Raw genomic sequence first — 18,342 nt, forward strand, 5'->3', positions numbered from 1 at the left:
AAGGTGTTAAGGTATTAAGGTATAATAAAGTGCTAAGGATGGTATGATAATGAAAATATTGATTTTACGTAAGCTGATATTCCTAATATTTGTTTTTACATCTTATCATGTAATTGCAACAGACTATCTTGGCCATGGATTATATGATTATGACCCTTTTGGCTGGGTTTCTGGGGGGAGTGCTCAAGAAGTCTGTGACCATTGGGCTGATATTGAAGAGCTATCTACCATACCTACAGCTGATGGCGGTTGTGACCTATATCAGGATGGTGACTATGAAGGTGTTATTGCAGCCTGGTGTCAAAATCGCCAGATAGATATTAGCTATACAGGAACATCACAAGTAATCCTAAATGAAGGAGGTGACTATTATATTTATACAATTGATTCCACATTACAAAGGTGGCCAGACTCATGTGAAGACTTTATATTCTTTGAAACTAGAACGGAGGGTCCAGACAGTGGGCTTAGGGTTGTAGCGTATAACTTGTCATATGGTGATGTGGGTAAATGGGGTGCAAAACATACCAATAGTATTAATGAATTTAAAGTGTTTTACCCTGATAACTCCTATTTTACAGGAGAGCAAAAGAAATTTATTTTAAAAACAACTCAACTTTATCCTGAAATTTACCCTCCAAACTTGAATTTATCAATCAATATCCCTGAAGTAGAGTTTATTATTAATGATGATGAGCCTACCCCTCAATTCTCAGTTACAGGGCGAAATACATTTGAACAAAATGAAACTCTTGATATAAATATTAAATTAGATCAATTTGTGCAAAATGATTTTTTAATAAAACTTGAAATCGAAAATTCAACCAAACTTACTTCCCCTATTTTTTCAGCAAAGTTACCATATTATAATGAACAGGCTGACTTTTCGTCACTTACAACGTTAGACTTATATTTGGGGGAGATAGACCTGACGAGTATAAATCTGACTTCGTCACCTTTAGTTTCTTTTAATGGCGAAGAGGTAAAGTTAAATCTAATCGTTTCTTTAGAAAGGGGGGGGAGAGTATATTCAAGGAAAAGTAAAATAATAACACTACTAAATAGTGAGGATGAAGATTCTGAATGCTATAACCCATTTTATTATGACGATGCTGATGGCTGTATTGTAAAATGTCCAGTGGGTTCAAGTTTTGACCCAATGTCAGGCTCGTGCGTGTCTGAAAGAGTAGAACCTAATAAATGTTTGGTTAATGTTTTAAATCCTATTAATGCATTAACTAGTGGAAAAGAGCAAGCGGTAGCTGTTATCGATACAAATGGTGCTGTGCCTTTAAAATTTAATTTGAATTACTCAACAGCGAATGATGTTTTAACAAAAAATGAAGAAGTTAGAAGACGCTACAAGCTAAATACTGATGATGGTGAGAAAGGTTGGAATATCATTAAACAACCCGATGGATATAAAGGTCCTCAGTATAAAAATATTCTATATGAAAATATTAGTGGGCAAATTAATCAAAGAGGGAATGGCTTTTGGTCACATCGCTATGACTACCGTTTATATGAAGTCGATGAACAAAATATATATATCAAAATCCCAGATAATAATCTAATACGATTTAGTAAAAATTATGATGCATATAATGAGGTAATAAAAAAGGGTGAGTTATTAGTTAAAAATGACACGGAAGGTTGGCTTTATACCTCTTTGGAAAATGTACGCTACAATTTTGATTCGGATGGGTACTTAATAAAAGTATTTTATCCAAATTCACAATGGTATCAATTAAATTATAATGAACAGAGAAAACTAACAGTAATTGAAAATTTAATTGGTAATAAAATAGAGCTTACCTACGACAATGATTTACTTGTATCAATCACAGCTAATGAAGTTGAAAACTATGTCTTAGGGTATGATGCTCTAAATAATCTTAAGTTTTTAACATATCCAAACGGTACTGCTAAAGAATTCCACTACGAAAACGATTCATTTCCTTTTTACCTAACAGGTATTACAGATGAAAACGGTGTTAGGTCAGCAACATGGAAATATGATCAAGACGGCAGAGCGGTTTATTCGGCACACGCTGATGGAGTTGATGCAGGAACAGTAAGCTACAGTAGCGATCAATCAATTTCAATAGATGCAAATGGCAAGCAGCGAGTGTTACTGTTTGATAGTGAAATTCCAAATCAAATTAAAAGCATTGAAGGTAGCGGTTGTGACTCTGAAGGGAACGATAGTGTTATAAATTATAGTTATGATAGCTATGGCAGAGTAATAGAGAAAGTAGACCAAAACAGTATCAAAACACATTACACATATAACAGCCGAGGTTTGCGCGCTTCAATAACCAAATTGTATGGTACTGATTTGGCCAAAACGACCTCATTTTTATATGAAAATGACAATATTGTTGAACCCACAAAAATTACCCTAGAAAATGGAACTGTCATTGAGAGTCGATACTCAGATTTAGGGCTTTTATTAAGTCGGAGTGTAAAAACAAGCAGCGAGGTACGAACAACCATATTTGAATATGACGATAAGGGAATGTTACTACTAGTTGATGGACCAAGGAGTGATGTGAACGATATTACTACTTATCAGTATTATGAGAATGGCAACCTAAAACAAATTGAAAATGCATTAGGCCATAAAATTATTTTCAACCAATACGATACTGCAGGTAGAGTTACTGAGTTTGTTGATGAAAATGGCAAAGTTAGCTCGTTCGCTTATGATATTATGGGTAAAATAACTACGTTTTCACAAGAAGGTCGAACATATACCTATAGCTACGATGCTGTTGGCAACCTAATAGAAGTAAACAATGGCCTTGGAGCAGTATATTATCTATATGATAGTGCAAATAGACTCATCACGATCAAAGATGATAATGAAAACAAAATTGACTACGAATACGATACAGCAAATAATCTATTAGGTATTAAAAACGAAGATAAGAGTGGCGAGTTGCTTTATACGCTTCGGTATTTGTATGATACCGTGGGTAGGATCTCGCGTGTAACTTTAGATGAAAGTAACTCTATAGATTATAAATATGACGCCTATGACAACCTAATTGAGACAATCGATCCTACAAGCAATTCACTGATTGATGTATATAATCAGCTCAACGACAAAATTAAAAGTGTAGACCAAGCAGAAAACGAAACTAGCTACAATTATAGTAATGGCAAATTAATATCCGTTACAGATGCTCTTGGTCGAGAAACAATGTACGAATATAACGGTTTTGGAGATGTTACTCGTACAATTAGCCCTGATACAGGTGAAACAACATTTCAGTATGATGAAGCTGGTAACCTTATTGCTAAGCAAGATGCTAGAGGCATACTCGTCCAATACAACTATGATAATTTAAACCGTGTCACTTCTATTAAGTACCCAGATGAAAGCGAAAATGTTACTTTTGAATATGATAATGTTAGTGAAAGTCAAAATGGCATCGGTCTATTAACAAAAGTTACTGAACCAACAGGAGTGACAGAGTTTTTTTATACACCTCATGGTGAAATAAAAGAAACAAAATTCATGCCTATTGGCGCTGGGTTTGTACAAAGTGTTAAATATAACTTTAACAATGTTGGTAATTTATCACAGCAAACATACCCGAGTGGGATGGTTGTAAATTACAGCCATGACTCTAATGGCAATGTAATTAGTATTTCTGCTCAAAAAAATAACATGAGCACTGTTATTGCAACTAATCTTGATTACTTACCCTATGGCCCTTTAAATTATTTAGAATACGGAAATGGCCTTGTCCTTGAGCAAAGTTTTGATAGAGCTTATCGGCTGACCAATAAAAAAGTTACTGATACTTATGATAAAGAATACAGTTATAACTACCTTAATATTCAGTCAATTGATGATCTCTTAAATTCGAGTCTATCGCAAAGCTTTGAGTATGATTTGATTGATAGATTAACAAACTCACAAGGCCGTTACGGTGATTTAAGATACTCCTACGACAATATTGGCAATCGTACTAGCAAGGCAGTTAACTCGGTAGAGATTCCTTATAGTTATAGTGAAGGCGTGTTAAACAGTGTGAATGGTGTATCTAGATCATACGATCCTGCAGGAAATACACTCAATGATGGTATTAGAAGCTATCAGTACAACCAAGCTGGGCGTTTAATTAACACCCAATCCACCACTGTTGAATATAACTATCAGTACAACTTTTTAGGCCAAAGAACTCACAAACAGTGGCAATCAGCAGAGTCAAATCAAAATGATAACTGCAAAGTAGTTGAGGTTATTAAAAATGTGAATGTTCGTTCTGAGCCTGATAAATACAGTACAAAAGTTGGCTATTTACAGGTAGGGCAAAAGTACGTTGATACTGGTCAGGAAGGAAATTGGCGACAAATTTGGTATCAAAATAAGCAACGTTGGGTCTATGGAAGGGGGTACTTAGAGGTCTCTACAGGGCAATGTTTTAAAATAGCAAATACATTAACCGGTAACGTTAATGTAAGAGCAAGTGACAGCAAATATTCTGAAAAAAGAGGTACTGCGCCAGAGGGTTCTGTGTGGGTGTTAGACAGTATCCACGGTAGTTGGCTTAGTTTCTGGTATGACGCTGAATTAAGTTTTGTTCATAGCAATTATACTGTTTTGGATGAAATAAACAATCATCATGAACGTTACTATCAATATGATGTGTCAGGTATGCTGATTGCTGAATTGGATGGCAATGGTGAAACGCTGATTGAATATATCTACTTGAATGGCAAACGTACTGCATTTGTTGTCGCAAACGAAATTTATTTTATACATACAAATCACTTAGATGCGCCCATTGCAATAACGAATAGCGCTGCAGAAGTTGTTTGGAGTGGATACTACACACCTTTTGGTAAATTAATTGAGACTAAAAATGAGCTAACAGTAGAAATGGCATTACGCTTTCCAGGCCAATATGCCGATGCTGAAACTGGTTTACATTACAATTACTTTAGGGATTACGATCCTGAATTGGGACGCTACATTCAGTCAGACCCGATTGGTTTAGCGGGCGGGATTAATACGTATGGGTATGTTGGTGGGAATCCTGTTAACTACATCGACCCTTTTGGTTTAGCGAAAATATGTACGCGACCATTAAATGGACTTGGAAAGTTTAGAACTAATGGTGCATCTAATTTGAATTTAGGTGTTTTCCACGAACAAATTTTGTATAAGGATGGTACAAATAGTGGCTTTTCTGGTAATGGATTGTTCGCTGATGGCTTTTCTTATACAGATCCTGATACGAGTGGATATTCATGCAAGGATAAAGAATACGATGATGCATTAATGAAGAAAGCAGAGGAACGAGCAAAAATATCATTTGATATGAAAAACTATAATGTGATAACTAACAACTGTCAGGACTATGTTGATGAGGTTATTAACCAGTATTATAACGTATTAGCAGACCAAAATAGGCATGAACGATGAGATTCAAGTGGGTTTTATTAATATTGATTTTTGTTCTAGTTCTTATGCCACCATTAAATATTTATGCTAAGTGGCATTTAAAAACATTCTCAGGTGGATTTATTTATACGCTTTTAAATTTGACTTATGTTCCCGATGATTATTATCAGCAAGTAGGAGGAATTTGGGTTGATACAGACAAAAGTAGAAGTGACAACATACACTTAGAACATCGATATAGAGGGAAATACGGAGTATATGTTGTTGGAGAAACTGTTCAAAATAAAAACCACAATGTCTCAGCAATAATGAAGTGTGCAAACAAAATTATAGAGTTAGAATCTGGCTCGAGTAAAGTCACTGACTTAAATAGGAAAACAGCAACCTCTCTCTTAATTGGTATGTACGATGTAGAAAGTGACTTTCCTCACGAAGTAATCTGCTCTATATCAATTGACGAAAAAACAAAAGGACAGTTTTTTATATTCGTTAGGAAATTTAGACATTATTAGCAAAGCCTAAATTTTTGAATCCAAAGCCTCGTTAGCCGGGGCTTTGTAATATCTGATATAGGAGATAAATCATAACCAATTTTTTATGAAACAGATTAAAAGGCAAGGAATAATAACCAGATAATTAAATCGCGAGTAAGGTTACTCGCGATTTCTTATTATTTTTATAAAGACAGGCAAAGCGAGTAGAGTGCCACCAACTGCGCCAATAAAGTGGGCATCAATGGCAACATTAGACGCGATTAGCTGACTCACCGATTCACTCGGGCCTGCTATTTGCTCCCAAATCACTTTAGCCCAAGTACCAGCAAACAATAACCAGCCTGAAAACATGCCTGCTTGTACATCTTTAACTGCACCCCAAATGATCACACCGTGCAGTAGGGCACTTAACCCGGTGTAAATTTGGATATCTGGGCAAAATAGCCACACACCTAAGCCACACCATAATGCAAGAATGGCAATATTAAACGCATAGCGAGCAGGGCTTGTATGTTCAGCGTGTAGAGCCCAAATTAATAAAATTCCGGCACAATTTAAGCCTAAATGGGGCCAATTTGCGTGCACGAATTGACTCGTGAAAATGCGCCAAAATTCACCATTTGCAACTAACTCACGGTTAAATTCGAGATATTCATTTAAGTTAAAAGTAGCAAATAAGGAACTTAGTATTACTAAACACAATGGCGGCAGAATATATTCTAGTTTCAGGGGCAGGTTTATCATGTTATTTTTGTTGTATCTGAGATTGTCGCCTATTGTGCACGTTTAATTTTAAGATGCCAAATACACTACGGGATTAAGTTTATTTATGTTATTCAAAACCAAAGCGCTGTTAGCTCTGTCTACCTCATTAATTTATTCAACGGCTATTTTTGCAACCCCTGCAAAAGTTGAAACTCGCGAACCTGAAGCTGCTACAGGCTTTGCTCATAAACAGGTTGTTGAAGGCGATAAGTACATGGTCGCAGCAGCAAACCCTTATGCAGTAAAAGCTGGGCAAAAAATGCTTGAGCTAGGCGGCTCAGCAGTTGATGCAGCCATTGCAACGCAATTAGTACTGACACTGGTAGAACCGCAATCATCGGGTATCGGTGGTGGTACATTTATGATGTACTTCGACAGCAAAACCAAAAGCCTAACCAGCTTTGATGGCCGCGAAACGGCTCCAAGCAATGCTGATGAAACACTATTTTTAGATAAGCACGGTAAAGCCGTAAAATGGATTGAAGCCGTTGTAGGTGGTCGTTCTGTTGGTGTTCCAGGTATTTTAGACGCTTTTGCCACCGCCCATAAACGTTACGGCAAGTTAGAGTGGCAAACCTTGTTTGGCCCTGCCATTGAATTGGCTGATAAAGGCTTTATTGTGTCGCCGCGTTTACATCAATTATTGGCTAAAGAGTTAAACCCAGGGGTTACTAAGCTACCTGTTATTCGTGACTACTTTTTCCCTGATGGTAAACCGCTTGCTGTAGGTACGGTTAAAAAGAACCCTGAACTTGCCGCGCTTTATAAAGATATAGCGAAACAAGGCATTGATGCTTTCTATAAAGGTGAAAACGCCAAAGAACTTGTGCATGCAGTGCAAAACTCTGCAGTTGCACCGGGTACTTTAACGGTTGAAGACTTAGCTAATTACAAAAGCAAAGAGCGCGCACCTGTGTGTGTTGATTATCGCCAATACGAAGTGTGTTCAATGGCACCACCAAGTAGTGGTGGTGTAGCTGTATTACAGATTTTAGCCTTACTTGAACATAAAGACATGGCTAAACTTAAACCAAACTCAGTACAGGCGCTGCATTACTTTACACAAGCATCGCGTTTAGCATTTGCTGATCGTAACGTGTATATGGGTGATCCTGACTTTATGCCAATCCCAACTCAAGGTTTATTAGATAAAAACTACCTTGCAGGTCGTGCAAAGCTTATTTCTGAAAAAGACGCTCACGCCGAAGCTGGCACACCGCCAAACTCACTCGCGTACGCGCAAGATGATGCATACGAGTTACCATCAACCACCCATGTATCGATTGTTGATAGCCAAGGTAATGCGGTATCGATGACCAGCTCTATCGAAATGGCGTTTGGTTCAACAGTAATGGTGAACGGGTATATTTTAAACAATCAACTAACAGACTTTGCTTTATCACCTACCAAAAATGGTAAGCCATTAGCTAATCGCGTTGAAGCGGGTAAACGCCCGCGTAGTTCAATGTCGCCAGTCATGGTGTTTAACAAAGACGGCAGCTTACGTTTAGTGGTTGGTTCACCGGGTGGTAGCCGTATCATTGATTATGTAGCTCAAGTGGTTGTAGGTGTGCTTGATTGGAACCTAGATGCACAAACAGCTATTAACTTACCGCGCATTACTAATCGTAATAATTACACAAGCCTCGAAAAGGGCACTGAACTTGCCAACGCCGAAGCTGATTTTGTTAACCGCGGACACACAGTTCGTATCCTAGATTTAAACTCTGGTTTACATGCTGTTGAAGTTAAAGACGGTAAACTTTATGGCGCAGCCGATCCGCGCCGCGAAGGCATCGCTTTAAGTGATAAAAGCCACTAAAAACAAGCTCAGCAGCCTTAAAGCTGCTGAGTTTTCATGTATACTATCCGCTATGCTATTTAGAGCATAAAATTCATTTTCTTCAATGGTCTGACAAGGTGAATTGTCATTGCAATTTCGCCTTCAAGAGTAATAATGTCAGGTCATAATTATGACGCATCAAAGCTTGGAAATATGACTACAAATACCGATCCAAATTATCTTTATATTCCTTATTCAGGCCCAGGTCTGATCGAAACGCCACTATTAAATAAAGGCAGTGCTTTTTCACAAAAAGAAAGGGAAAATTTCAACTTAGCCGGTTTACTGCCACCGCGTTATGAAACGATCGAAGAACAAGTTGAGCGTTGTTACCAACAGTATTCAAGCTTTAGCGATAACTTAAACAAGCACATTTACCTACGTGCTATTCAAGATAACAACGAAACACTTTACTACCGTTTAGTGCGTGATCATCTTGAAGAAATGATGCCAATTATCTACACACCGACGGTAGGTGATGCCTGTGAAAAGTTCTCAGACATTTACCGCAGTGCCCGTGGTCTATTTATTTCTTACGAAGACCGTTTCCAAATCGATGATATTTTACGTAACGCGACTAAAGGTAAAGTAAAAGTTATCGTTGTGACTGACGGTGAGCGTATTCTTGGTTTGGGTGACCAAGGTATCGGTGGTATGGGTATTCCAATTGGTAAATTATCACTTTACACAGCATGTGGTGGTATTAGCCCAGCTTATACGTTACCAGTAATGATTGATGTTGGTACTAACAACGAAAAACTACTTAACGACCCTATGTACATGGGTGCACGTCATAAACGTATTTCGCAAGAAGAGTATGACGAATTCTTAGATCTATTCATCAAAGCCGTTAAACGTCGTTGGCCAAGTGTGTTACTTCAGTTCGAAGACTTTGCACAACCAAATGCCATGCCATTACTAAAACGCTACCGCAATGAAATCTGTAGCTTTAACGATGATATTCAAGGTACTGCAGCGGTTACTGTAGGTTCTTTACTTGCTGCATGTCGTGTTAAAGGCGCGAAGCTTTCTGAGCAAAAAGTTGTGTTTGTTGGTGCAGGCTCTGCGGGTTGTGGTATTGCAGAGCAAATTATCAGTACTATGGTTGCTGAAGGCATTAGCGATGAGCAAGCGCGTTCTCAAATCTTCATGGTTGACCGTTTTGGCCTGCTTACTGAAGGTATGGAAGGCTTACGTGACTTCCAACAAGCACTTTGCCAATCTAAAGATGGTTTAAGCGAGTGGACATACAGCGGTGAGTACGCATCGTTATTAGATGTAATGCACTGTGCACAACCAGACATCCTAATTGGTGTATCTGGCCAACCTGGTTTATTCACAGAACAAGTTATTCGTGCAATGCACGCATCTTGCCCACAACCGATTATCTTCCCGTTAAGTAATCCGTCTAAGCAAGTTGAGGCACTTCCTTCTGATGTAATCGAATGGACAGACGGTCAAGCAATTGTTGCCTCTGGTAGCCCATTTGATCCGGTTGAGTATAACGGTCAAACGTTCCCAATCCCACAATGTAACAATAGCTACATTTTCCCGGGTATTGGTTTAGGTGTAATTGCTGCTAAAGCTACACGTATTACAGATGCAATGCTGATTGTATCAAGTGAAACACTGGCTGAGTCTTCACCACGTGCAAACACTGGTAAAGGCAGCTTATTACCTGCACTCACTGAAATCCAATCGTTAAGTAAGCGTATTGCATTTGCAGTAGCGAAAAAAGCGATGGAAGAAGGTGTGGCACTTGAGTTGAGTGATGAAGCACTATGGGCAGCCATTGAGAAAAACTATTGGCTTCCAGAATACCGTAACTACAAGCGTCGTAGTATCTAAGCTATAACGTATTTAGTAATTGAAAAAACAGGCTTTTAAAGCCTGTTTTTTTATATCTGGATAACAGGGGTTGTTCATATTCAATTAACCCTTTAAGGTGATAATGAACGGAGTTTTAAATTAAGGAACAGTATTATGCGAAAGTTAGTTTTTACCGCTATGGCCGCCGCGTTAAGTTTTAATGCGTTAGCAGAAGCAACACCTGATGCGCCACATATTTATATTCAAGGTAACGCAACGGTTAAAGCAATCCCAGATAACGTTAAACTGACAGTCGGTATTGTTGAAGTAGATAAAGATTTAATTGCCGCTAAGAACAAAGCCGATGCAACCATGGCGAAAGCAATTAAGCTTGCTAAAAGCCAAGGTGTAGAAGAAAAGGGCATTTATGCCTCTAATATCTCAATTCATCGACAAACAGAATATAACCGCGAAACAGGTAAGCAAAACTTTGTAGGCTACAGAGTAACGCGTAGTTTGTCTGTTACGTTAACTGATATTAAAAAATACCCGGTTATGCTTCAGCAACTAGTGAACTCGGGTATTAATGAGATCAATCAAACTCAGTTTGTATCAAGCAAGTACGAAGAGCAACAAAAGAAAGCGCAAAAGCTTGCTATTAAAGATGCTCGTGCTGCTGCAAAAGAATTTGCCAGTGACTATGGGGTTGAACTTAAAGGCCTATATACTGCCTCAAGTAGTCCTCTCGATACAGGTAGCCAACCTTATATGCGTGCCAGCAAAATGGTTATGGCAGAAGCTGCACCAGATAACTATGTACCTGATGCATACAACGGTGGTGAGCTTACGATTAGCGCAAGCAGCTATGCGGTATATCTAATCGAAAACTAAATTCAGTTATTGATTGCTGGCAAACCTTGCCAGCAATTTTTCACCTTGCTGCTCTGAAATACGTGCTATCGCTTTTAGCATATTAGTAATTTGTTCACGGTCGTACTCATTACTAATATGCGTACCTATATCTTCTATAATCGCCCCTAAATAAACAAATAGGCTATCAGTTGCTTTTTCGTTATCAGATGCTCTAAACAATATGTTTTTAAACGCCTCTAACACATTCACCATTACATAGGCGTCATTTTTTGCGTAGTTACGAATTGGCGTAAAGTTATCATGCAGTAGTTCATCAAATGACGTTTCGTGTATAAACAGGTGTGGTTGATTGTTCTGGCATCGTTTAAGCGAGTAGTTCACATCGTAAATGTCTAAACGCAATATAAGCAATATACTCAACATATCAATGGCTTTTACCGCAGTACCGGGATCGTTAATACCCGGGCTCATAGCTTTTACCGCGATTTCTGAAATTTGTGTCATACCGTAGCGGTAATGATCGCTAATATACTCTTCGATATAAAAGATAAAGCAGTCTAGTAATTGCTCTACCAGCTCTGGTTTGTCAGATAAGTCAGTATCACACTTTAAAAACGGATAACCTTTAACCGTAAAGAAACCTTGCTTAACCGAAATATAAATTTTAATACCGTGCTGTTGGCACAAGGCGCACAATTTATCGGTATGGGCGCCCTTAAAATAGCCTTCTGTTTTACTTTTAACACTATGCCAGTCATCAAACTCAGGAAAATGTTCAACAGGGTTTTCTTGTTGCATGTCAATTATGCATTTAAGCTCGCTTTTGGTATTTTTAAACAAGTCGTTTAGTACATTATCGACCTGAATTGCTTTTGAGATTGAGTGAATAAAAAACACAAAAAAGCCCAACGAAATTAACCCAAACACCAAAGAAAAGAAGATACCGAGCGACGGAATACCCATGTCGCCATCGCCAATGGTGCGTATGTTTATCAGCATTAATATGGTGTAGATAATACTGCCAAGATAAAACCCTAGCACTAATTGGTGTGATTTACGGGTAATAAGCCCAGGTAACACACGCGGTGAGAGGCTGGCACTGGCACTATTAAGCACCACCATAACCATAGAAAAGCTAAAAACCGTTAGCGAGATAATGCTGCCTGCAAGTGTACTGAGGATGGTTCGGGCGTTCTCTTCGCTATCTACCAGTAACACGCCAATCAGCTTTTTAAATTCCATAGATAATGACGAATACTCGACCGCTGTGGTTATTAAACCAAATAATAAAAACACCACAGAGAGCAATGAAGGGTAAAAACCGATGCTACTGATCATCTCACGGTAGTTATCGGCGATTTTTCTTGGCGTAAACATGCACTTCCTTAAGAACTGTTAGACATTAAATATCATACTGAGCTAACCTAACTACTTACTTAACAGCCTAGCAATAAATAGTGCTAAGCGTCTAACTTTAAATAAAAATTGGAAAAACTGTGATTGTTTCAACGTTTGCCGCCATTTTGGCCATTTTATACATTCAACTTAGCTTTCGTGTAATTAAACTGCGTAAAGCAAAGCGCATTTCACTTGGTGATGGTGGCGATGCTAGCCTACAAGCGGCAATACGTGCTCACGCTAATTTCATTGAATATGTGCCATTTTCATTGATTATGCTATTTTTATTAGAGTACCAAGGTCTTCCAAGCCATTATTGCTATATTTTAGGGGCAATGCTCTTGGCTGGCCGTTTTTGTCATAGTTATGCACTCGCTGATAATCTGATGAAATTACGTGTATTAGGGATGATGCTAACTTTCTTAACTATGTTTATCAGTGCCGTGATGTTATTAGTTACACAGGTATTCTAATATGCAGAAGGTTGTTTTTACTTTACTACTTTTGTTATTCTCGATTTCAGGCGTAGCTGAAGTAAAAACAATCAATGGCAAAAAAGAAATAACTATCCCTCCAGCAACACTCAATATTATTTATCCTAAAACCATGCCAAGCCTCATTGAGGATAATTATTACCCGTTTCTTTTACTTAAAACAGCATTAAAAAGAAGTGGTTATAGATATACACTTACCCCTGCGGCAGAAGTGTTAGGGCAAAATCGTGTTTTAAAAGAAATCGAAAAAGGTACCATTGATGTTTCTTGGACCATGACCAATAAAGAGCGAGAAGAGCGTTTATTACCAATACGCGTGCCGCTTTTCAAAGGCTTGTTTGGTTGGCGAGTTATGTTCATTAACGAGCAAAATCTAGCGCACTTAAGTCAGCTAAAAACCTTAGATGATTTAAAACACATTTACTTTTTACAAGGTCAGGATTGGCCAGATACCAAAATATTGCGCGATAATGGCTTAGTAGTTTCTACCTCGTTAGATTTAGAGTTTTTGTTTGTCATGCTTGAAAGGGGGCGTGGCGATTTATTTCCTCGATCTATCCTCGAAATCAAAGACGAATATGCAGTATTCAAAAACCAAATGCCGTTAGCAGTACTTCCTCAGTTAATGCTTAAATATAAAAGCCCAATTTATTTTTTCTTTAATAAGAACGAACCAGAAATAGCCAAAGCAGTTAATAAAGGCTTAAAAATCATGCGTAAGAGCGGTGAGTTTGATGAGCTTTTTTATAAGTACAACGGCGAAATTATTAAAAACGCCCACCTACACGACAAAATTGTTATAGAATTGCGCAATTATGATTTACCAAGGTTAACCCCAGTCAACGACAAATCGCTGTGGTTATCATTTGATCAGGTGCCATGAGCTCTAAAATATTTATAATCGGTTTACCACGAACCGGCACAACCAGTATCTGTAACAGCTTTTTACAACTCGGATATAAAACCGCCCACACAGCCTATACCCAACAAGCAATTACAACCGCAAACGTTATTGCCGATACCCCGGTATTTAGCGAATACGCCTTACTTGATAAACATTTTGCAAATAGCCGTTTTATCAACCTTGAGCGCGATTTAACTAAGTGGCTGCCTTCGATTAGGCAGTTATTAACACGTATGCACGCTAATTTAATGCGCCCAGATGGTGGCTTTAATATCCATTTAAAGCGCTGTTATCTCGATGTTTTTGGTCAGTATAGCTTGGCAGAGTTAGAATCTGATGAATACTTAACAGCGTGTTATAACCGCCACCAACAGCAAGTAGCAAACTACTTCAAAGGCCGTGAACAGCAGTTATTAACACTGGATGTAGCAGACTCAAACAGCCCGCAATTACTTCAGCAGTTTTTAAACACTCAGCAGCCAATTAACTTTAAACAGCTTAATATAGGCGGTAAAGTCACAGCGTGGAATGATATAAAACATCCCGATAAAGTGTCATCAACCCGAAGTGGTAAAATTGATAAATCTCTTGGTTATAATCACACGTAAAATACGTTAAAATCGCCGCCATTATAAGTTTAGTTGTTCCTTATCATGTTTGAATTGAAATACCACACGCCATTTGAATGGACAGAAGGTGTCTTAGCTGACTTCGATACCTTTTTACAAGATCATGCTGCAGCAGAGAAAAAAGCCTCTGGTATGGCTATGTCTATGCTTTCTCATTACCCAGACCGTCGTAAGCTTGTTAGAGCCATGACAGACTTAGCACTGGAAGAAATGATCCACTTTAAGCAAGTTTTAAAGCTATTAATGGAACGTGATGTATCGCTTGGTAATGACCAAAAAGATCTTTACATCAAACAAATTCGTGCGGTATTTAGAAATGGCCGTGATGAATTTTTAATGGACCGCTTATTAGTGGCAGGCGTTATTGAAGCACGCGGACACGAGCGTTTCTCGCTTGTCGCAGAAGCCTTACCAGCAGGTAAAGAAAAAGAGTTTTATGTCGCGATTGCAAAATCAGAAGAAAAACATAAAAACTTATTCGTCGAACTTGCCTACGAATATTTCGATAAGCAAGAGGTTGATACACGCCTTGAAGAAATCCTTATCGCAGAAGCCGAAATCTGTAAAAATATTCCGTTTACAGCAGCGCTTCACTAGTGTGATGCTTGTGTATTAGGCCTTTTAGCCTAATACACAAATTAATGTTTTACCCCAAAGCAGTAAATTAGGGACTAAAAACAATAATTAAGTCTCCAGAAAATAGCTTTGCCAATCCTAATTGATTAAATAAACAGCATACATTCATCTTTCTCTCCTATAGTTAAATTAGTACCTAACTTTGAGGAATAGAGCATGAAATGGATGATGACTCTTACGACGCTGTCGTTAATAGGGATTGTAATTACCGGTAATTCAATTTACACCGAAGTTAAAATCTTTCGTTCCAACGATAAGCCAACCGAAATAACCGCTAGTATGTATCGTTCTCTTATTTGGCATAGTGATATTTATAAAGACGATCAGTTTTTAAATACCGCGCAAAGCTACTTCAGCGATGGCAAAATTGATACGCGTGAATACAGTAAACTTACGAGTTTAGCGAGCAAAATTGCCGGCCCTATCATCTACATTCAAGAAACCGATGAGCAACTGTGGCATGCAAGGTTAACCTACAAAAAATACCTTGAAGAGAAAACGGTCGAACGACTGGCAAGTTTACATTGATGAAAACTGCTTGATCAGCGTGTTAAGCTCAACAATGGTGGGCTTACCGCTGAGATAATTGGTATCAAGATGATAACTATTGCCAAGCCAATAGGGCTTTTTGGTCGTGTTATGGCCATGCACAGAAAAATCGATACTAGGGTTTATTACCGGCTTTTTCGCTTTGGTTAAGCTTCTATCCCAAAGCAATGCGCCAATCGCTTGTTGTATATCTTGTTTAGGATTTTGCCAATCCCAATCAGCACAGGTGGTATGCGATAAACCAATTTTTAATGTGCCGTATTCAATATAGTAAGAAAGCGGGCATCTAAGTAGCTGCTTACAGGCAAACGCGAGCTCTTCATCGGTTGCTTCTAGATGCCAGCGGCCGCCATTCTCAACCCATAAACGGTAGTAACCTTTATCCTTTGCAAGTAAAGACTCAAGCAACATATGCTCGTGGTTCCCAAGGCACATATGAACACCAAGCTCTTGAAAACGCGCAAGTAACGCAATGCTGTGCTCACCCCGGTCAATCACATCACCCAGTGAAAACAAAATATCTTCACTTGGGTTAAAATTAACAGAGCAAAGCGCCTGTTCAAATTTAGTTAAATCTGCATCTAAATCGCCAATAACAAATACACGCTTACTTTGTTCAAGTTGCATCTTAACTTGAATGGGTTTTTGCGAGGCAAGAGGGCTTTTAACTAAATTCAAAATACATTCCTTTAACCAGTGTGTAGCTAAAGACTATCATAACTCTTTGCTATTTGAGGACAGGGTGGTTATTATCTAGCCTCACTTTTTAGGAGTTAACGCCAACATGAACAACTAAACCTGTTATCCAATTTCATTTTTATCTTTTTGGACCAACAGGGTTAGTAGGCGTTGCTCACTATCACTTTTAATATGTTACTTCTCGTGTGATCACACGCTTATGCCCCTGTAATACAGGAGGCACTATGCCACAACTTCAAGCTTTTAATTTATGTTACCAGCATGGCAATGGCGATGTTGTATTTAACGACCTTTCATTTTCACTCACGGCAAAAGTCAACGCGTTAGTGGGCAGGAACGGCTGCGGTAAATCTATATTAGCGTCAATACTTGCTAAGCAAAAAGAGCCTAGCTCTGGTACGGTTGTTTGTCATTCATCCCTTGGCTTTTATGAGCAAATAAACGATGTAAATCAGGCTGATAACCAAACTATTGCTGAGGCTATTGGGCTAGAGCCAGTGTTTAAAGCCCTTGATTCTATAAACCAAGGGCAAGTTACAGAGCAGAACTTAACTTTGCTTGAAGGTAATTGGGACTTAGTTGAGCGCTTTAATGCAGAACTTGTAAGGCTTGGCGTAAACAACAAAACCCCAAACTCAATAAGCAAATATTTAAGCGGAGGCCAGCTCAGCCAATTAAAGCTTTGGGCACTATTTACCTGCATAAAGCCCGATATTTTAATATTGGATGAGCCATCAAACCATCTAGATGCAAAAGGCAAAAGCTGGCTTATAAAGCAAATACACAACTTTAAAGGCCAATTATTAATAATAAGTCACGATCAAGAATTATTAGAACAAGCCAATGAAGTTTGGGAGTTAACAACCCTTGGGTTAACACAATATGGTATGCGTTTTTCTGAGTACCAAACCCTAAAACAGCAGCAAGTTGCTGCCCTTGAAAACAAGTTAAACCACGTTGTTAAACAGCAAAGTAAGTTCAAGGCAGCAGAGCAACTACAAAAGCAAAAAGCACAACAACGTGCAGGTCAAGGCGCAGCCCTCAGAAAATCAGGCAGCCAGCCTAAAGTGTTGATGGATGCTAAAAAAGATAAAGCCAGCGCTAATTTATCATCTCAAAGTAAAAATGCTGCTAAGCGAGAGGGTATGCTCACTCGTAATAAACAAGAGCTTTCTAGCCAGCTTGAACATGCTAAAGCGCAGCAGTTTTATTTAGCGCAATCAGATGAAGCTAAGCACCAAAAAATACTTAGCCTGGAGGAGGTTGTAATAGCTCACGGAACACAAAAAAAGTTTAGTTTTCAGGTATTCAGTGATGATAAAATTCATTTAGTTGGCGCAAATGGTACTGGTAAATCAACCTTACTCAAAACCCTGAACTACGACATACCAGTAAAAGCAGGGCAGTTACATTGCAATCAAGCACTCTATTATTTAGACCAACATTTTACATTAATACACAACGAGCTAACCCTGCTTGAAAACGTCATGACTTACTGTAAAAACCTAGATGAAAGCATCGCACGTACTCTACTTGCCAGTATTGGCTTTAGAAAAGACGCTGTTTTTAAATATGCCGCACTTTTAAGTGGCGGTGAAAAAATGAAGCTCGCTATGTGTATCGTCAGTAATATTGAAAGCACCGCATTTTTGTTACTCGATGAGCCCGATAATCATCTCGACCTTGAATCAAAACAGCTCTTAGCTCAGTCATTACTGGGCTTTAAAGGCGGATTTATACTCGTAAGCCATGATAAATACTTTGTAGAAAGTATCAGCTGCAATAAGCAAATTGTATTATAAAATAGCCATTTATAAATAAGCGTGCTAG

Annotated in this window: 14 protein-coding genes; 11 read left to right on the forward strand and 3 right to left on the reverse strand. The window is 38.5% G+C overall.

Annotated elements, in window-relative coordinates; all coding sequences use genetic code 11:
• Window positions 1-49: 49 nt before the first annotated feature.
• Window positions 50-5,440: an RHS repeat-associated core domain-containing protein gene (locus tag HUS62_RS01500; RefSeq protein ID WP_175078307.1), complete on the forward strand. Its 5,391-nt coding sequence runs from the start codon at window positions 50-52 to the stop codon at window positions 5,438-5,440.
• Window positions 5,437-5,931, forward strand: coding sequence for a hypothetical protein (locus tag HUS62_RS01505; RefSeq protein ID WP_175078308.1), 495 nt, complete (start codon window positions 5,437-5,439; stop codon window positions 5,929-5,931). Before HUS62_RS01500 ends, HUS62_RS01505 begins: the two co-directional genes overlap by 4 nt.
• Window positions 5,932-6,072: 141 nt before the next feature.
• Here HUS62_RS01505 and rrtA read toward each other — a convergent pair whose 3' ends face one another.
• Window positions 6,073-6,657, reverse strand: a complete 585-nt coding sequence (gene rrtA, locus HUS62_RS01510) for a rhombosortase (protein ID WP_175078309.1) — start codon at window positions 6,655-6,657, stop codon at window positions 6,073-6,075.
• Window positions 6,658-6,742: 85 nt separating this feature from the next.
• Here rrtA and ggt point away from each other — a divergent pair, with 85 nt between their 5' ends.
• The 3 genes from ggt to HUS62_RS01525 all read left to right on the forward strand — a co-directional run bounded on the left by ggt (window position 6,743) and on the right by HUS62_RS01525 (window position 11,221).
• Window positions 6,743-8,500, forward strand: coding sequence for a gamma-glutamyltransferase (gene ggt / locus HUS62_RS01515; RefSeq protein ID WP_175078310.1), 1,758 nt, complete (start codon window positions 6,743-6,745; stop codon window positions 8,498-8,500).
• A gap of 174 nt (window positions 8,501-8,674) precedes the next feature.
• Window positions 8,675-10,369: an NAD-dependent malic enzyme gene (locus HUS62_RS01520; RefSeq protein WP_175078400.1), complete on the forward strand. Its 1,695-nt coding sequence runs from the start codon at window positions 8,675-8,677 to the stop codon at window positions 10,367-10,369.
• Window positions 10,370-10,504: 135 nt separating this feature from the next.
• Entirely contained in the window at window positions 10,505-11,221 is a 717-nt protein-coding gene (locus HUS62_RS01525; RefSeq protein ID WP_175078311.1) for an SIMPL domain-containing protein, read from the forward strand.
• Between the two features lie 6 nt (window positions 11,222-11,227).
• Here HUS62_RS01525 and HUS62_RS01530 read toward each other — a convergent pair whose 3' ends face one another.
• Window positions 11,228-12,580, reverse strand: a complete 1,353-nt coding sequence (locus tag HUS62_RS01530) for a DUF2254 domain-containing protein (protein ID WP_175078312.1) — start codon at window positions 12,578-12,580, stop codon at window positions 11,228-11,230.
• A 119-nt stretch (window positions 12,581-12,699) separates the two neighbouring features.
• Between HUS62_RS01530 and HUS62_RS01535 the strand changes: the two genes are divergently transcribed.
• The 5 genes from HUS62_RS01535 (at window position 12,700) to HUS62_RS01555 (ending at window position 15,792) form a co-directional block, all read left to right on the forward strand.
• Window positions 12,700-13,074, forward strand: coding sequence for an MAPEG family protein (locus HUS62_RS01535; RefSeq protein ID WP_175078313.1), 375 nt, complete (start codon window positions 12,700-12,702; stop codon window positions 13,072-13,074).
• 1 nt (window position 13,075) lies between these two features.
• Window positions 13,076-13,978 carry an ABC transporter substrate-binding protein gene (locus tag HUS62_RS01540; protein WP_175078314.1) on the forward strand — a complete coding sequence of 301 codons (903 nt, stop codon included), beginning with the start codon at window positions 13,076-13,078 and terminating at the stop codon, window positions 13,976-13,978.
• A complete protein-coding gene (locus HUS62_RS01545; RefSeq protein ID WP_175078315.1) occupies window positions 13,975-14,607 on the forward strand; it encodes a sulfotransferase in 633 nt (210 codons plus the stop codon). The genes HUS62_RS01540 and HUS62_RS01545 overlap by 4 nt, the downstream gene beginning before the upstream one ends.
• 45 nt (window positions 14,608-14,652) lie before the next feature.
• On the forward strand, window positions 14,653-15,225 hold the full coding sequence (locus HUS62_RS01550; RefSeq protein ID WP_175078316.1) for a tRNA-(ms[2]io[6]A)-hydroxylase: 573 nt from the start codon (window positions 14,653-14,655) through the stop codon (window positions 15,223-15,225).
• Between the two features lie 195 nt (window positions 15,226-15,420).
• Window positions 15,421-15,792 (forward strand): hypothetical protein, encoded by a 372-nt coding sequence (locus HUS62_RS01555; protein ID WP_055197077.1) that lies wholly within the window; start codon window positions 15,421-15,423, stop codon window positions 15,790-15,792.
• Here the strand turns inward: HUS62_RS01555 and HUS62_RS01560 are convergent.
• Window positions 15,784-16,491 carry a metallophosphoesterase gene (locus HUS62_RS01560; RefSeq protein ID WP_175078317.1) on the reverse strand — a complete coding sequence of 236 codons (708 nt, stop codon included), beginning with the start codon at window positions 16,489-16,491 and terminating at the stop codon, window positions 15,784-15,786. The genes HUS62_RS01555 and HUS62_RS01560 overlap by 9 nt on opposite strands.
• A 245-nt stretch (window positions 16,492-16,736) precedes the next feature.
• Here HUS62_RS01560 and HUS62_RS01565 point away from each other — a divergent pair, with 245 nt between their 5' ends.
• Window positions 16,737-18,314: an ATP-binding cassette domain-containing protein gene (locus HUS62_RS01565; protein ID WP_175078318.1), complete on the forward strand. Its 1,578-nt coding sequence runs from the start codon at window positions 16,737-16,739 to the stop codon at window positions 18,312-18,314.
• Window positions 18,315-18,342: the final 28 nt, after the last annotated feature.

The organism is Pseudoalteromonas sp. 0303 (genome assembly GCF_013349995.1).
Lineage (GTDB): Bacteria > Pseudomonadota > Gammaproteobacteria > Enterobacterales > Alteromonadaceae > Pseudoalteromonas.

What these genes read in the sequence shown, in the direction of transcription:
- HUS62_RS01500 (WP_175078307.1), top strand. Translation starts at nt 50, where the DNA reads ATGAAAATATTGATTTTACGTAAGCTGATATTCCTAATATTTGTTTTT.
- HUS62_RS01505 (WP_175078308.1), top strand. Translation starts at nt 5,437, where the DNA reads ATGAGATTCAAGTGGGTTTTATTAATATTGATTTTTGTTCTAGTTCTT.
- rrtA (WP_175078309.1), bottom strand. Translation starts at nt 6,657, where the DNA reads ATGATAAACCTGCCCCTGAAACTAGAATATATTCTGCCGCCATTGTGT.
- ggt (WP_175078310.1), top strand. Translation starts at nt 6,743, where the DNA reads ATGTTATTCAAAACCAAAGCGCTGTTAGCTCTGTCTACCTCATTAATT.
- HUS62_RS01520 (WP_175078400.1), top strand. Translation starts at nt 8,675, where the DNA reads ATGACTACAAATACCGATCCAAATTATCTTTATATTCCTTATTCAGGC.
- HUS62_RS01525 (WP_175078311.1), top strand. Translation starts at nt 10,505, where the DNA reads ATGCGAAAGTTAGTTTTTACCGCTATGGCCGCCGCGTTAAGTTTTAAT.
- HUS62_RS01530 (WP_175078312.1), bottom strand. Translation starts at nt 12,580, where the DNA reads ATGTTTACGCCAAGAAAAATCGCCGATAACTACCGTGAGATGATCAGT.
- HUS62_RS01540 (WP_175078314.1), top strand. Translation starts at nt 13,076, where the DNA reads ATGCAGAAGGTTGTTTTTACTTTACTACTTTTGTTATTCTCGATTTCA.
- HUS62_RS01545 (WP_175078315.1), top strand. Translation starts at nt 13,975, where the DNA reads ATGAGCTCTAAAATATTTATAATCGGTTTACCACGAACCGGCACAACC.
- HUS62_RS01550 (WP_175078316.1), top strand. Translation starts at nt 14,653, where the DNA reads ATGTTTGAATTGAAATACCACACGCCATTTGAATGGACAGAAGGTGTC.
- HUS62_RS01555 (WP_055197077.1), top strand. Translation starts at nt 15,421, where the DNA reads ATGAAATGGATGATGACTCTTACGACGCTGTCGTTAATAGGGATTGTA.
- HUS62_RS01565 (WP_175078318.1), top strand. Translation starts at nt 16,737, where the DNA reads ATGCCACAACTTCAAGCTTTTAATTTATGTTACCAGCATGGCAATGGC.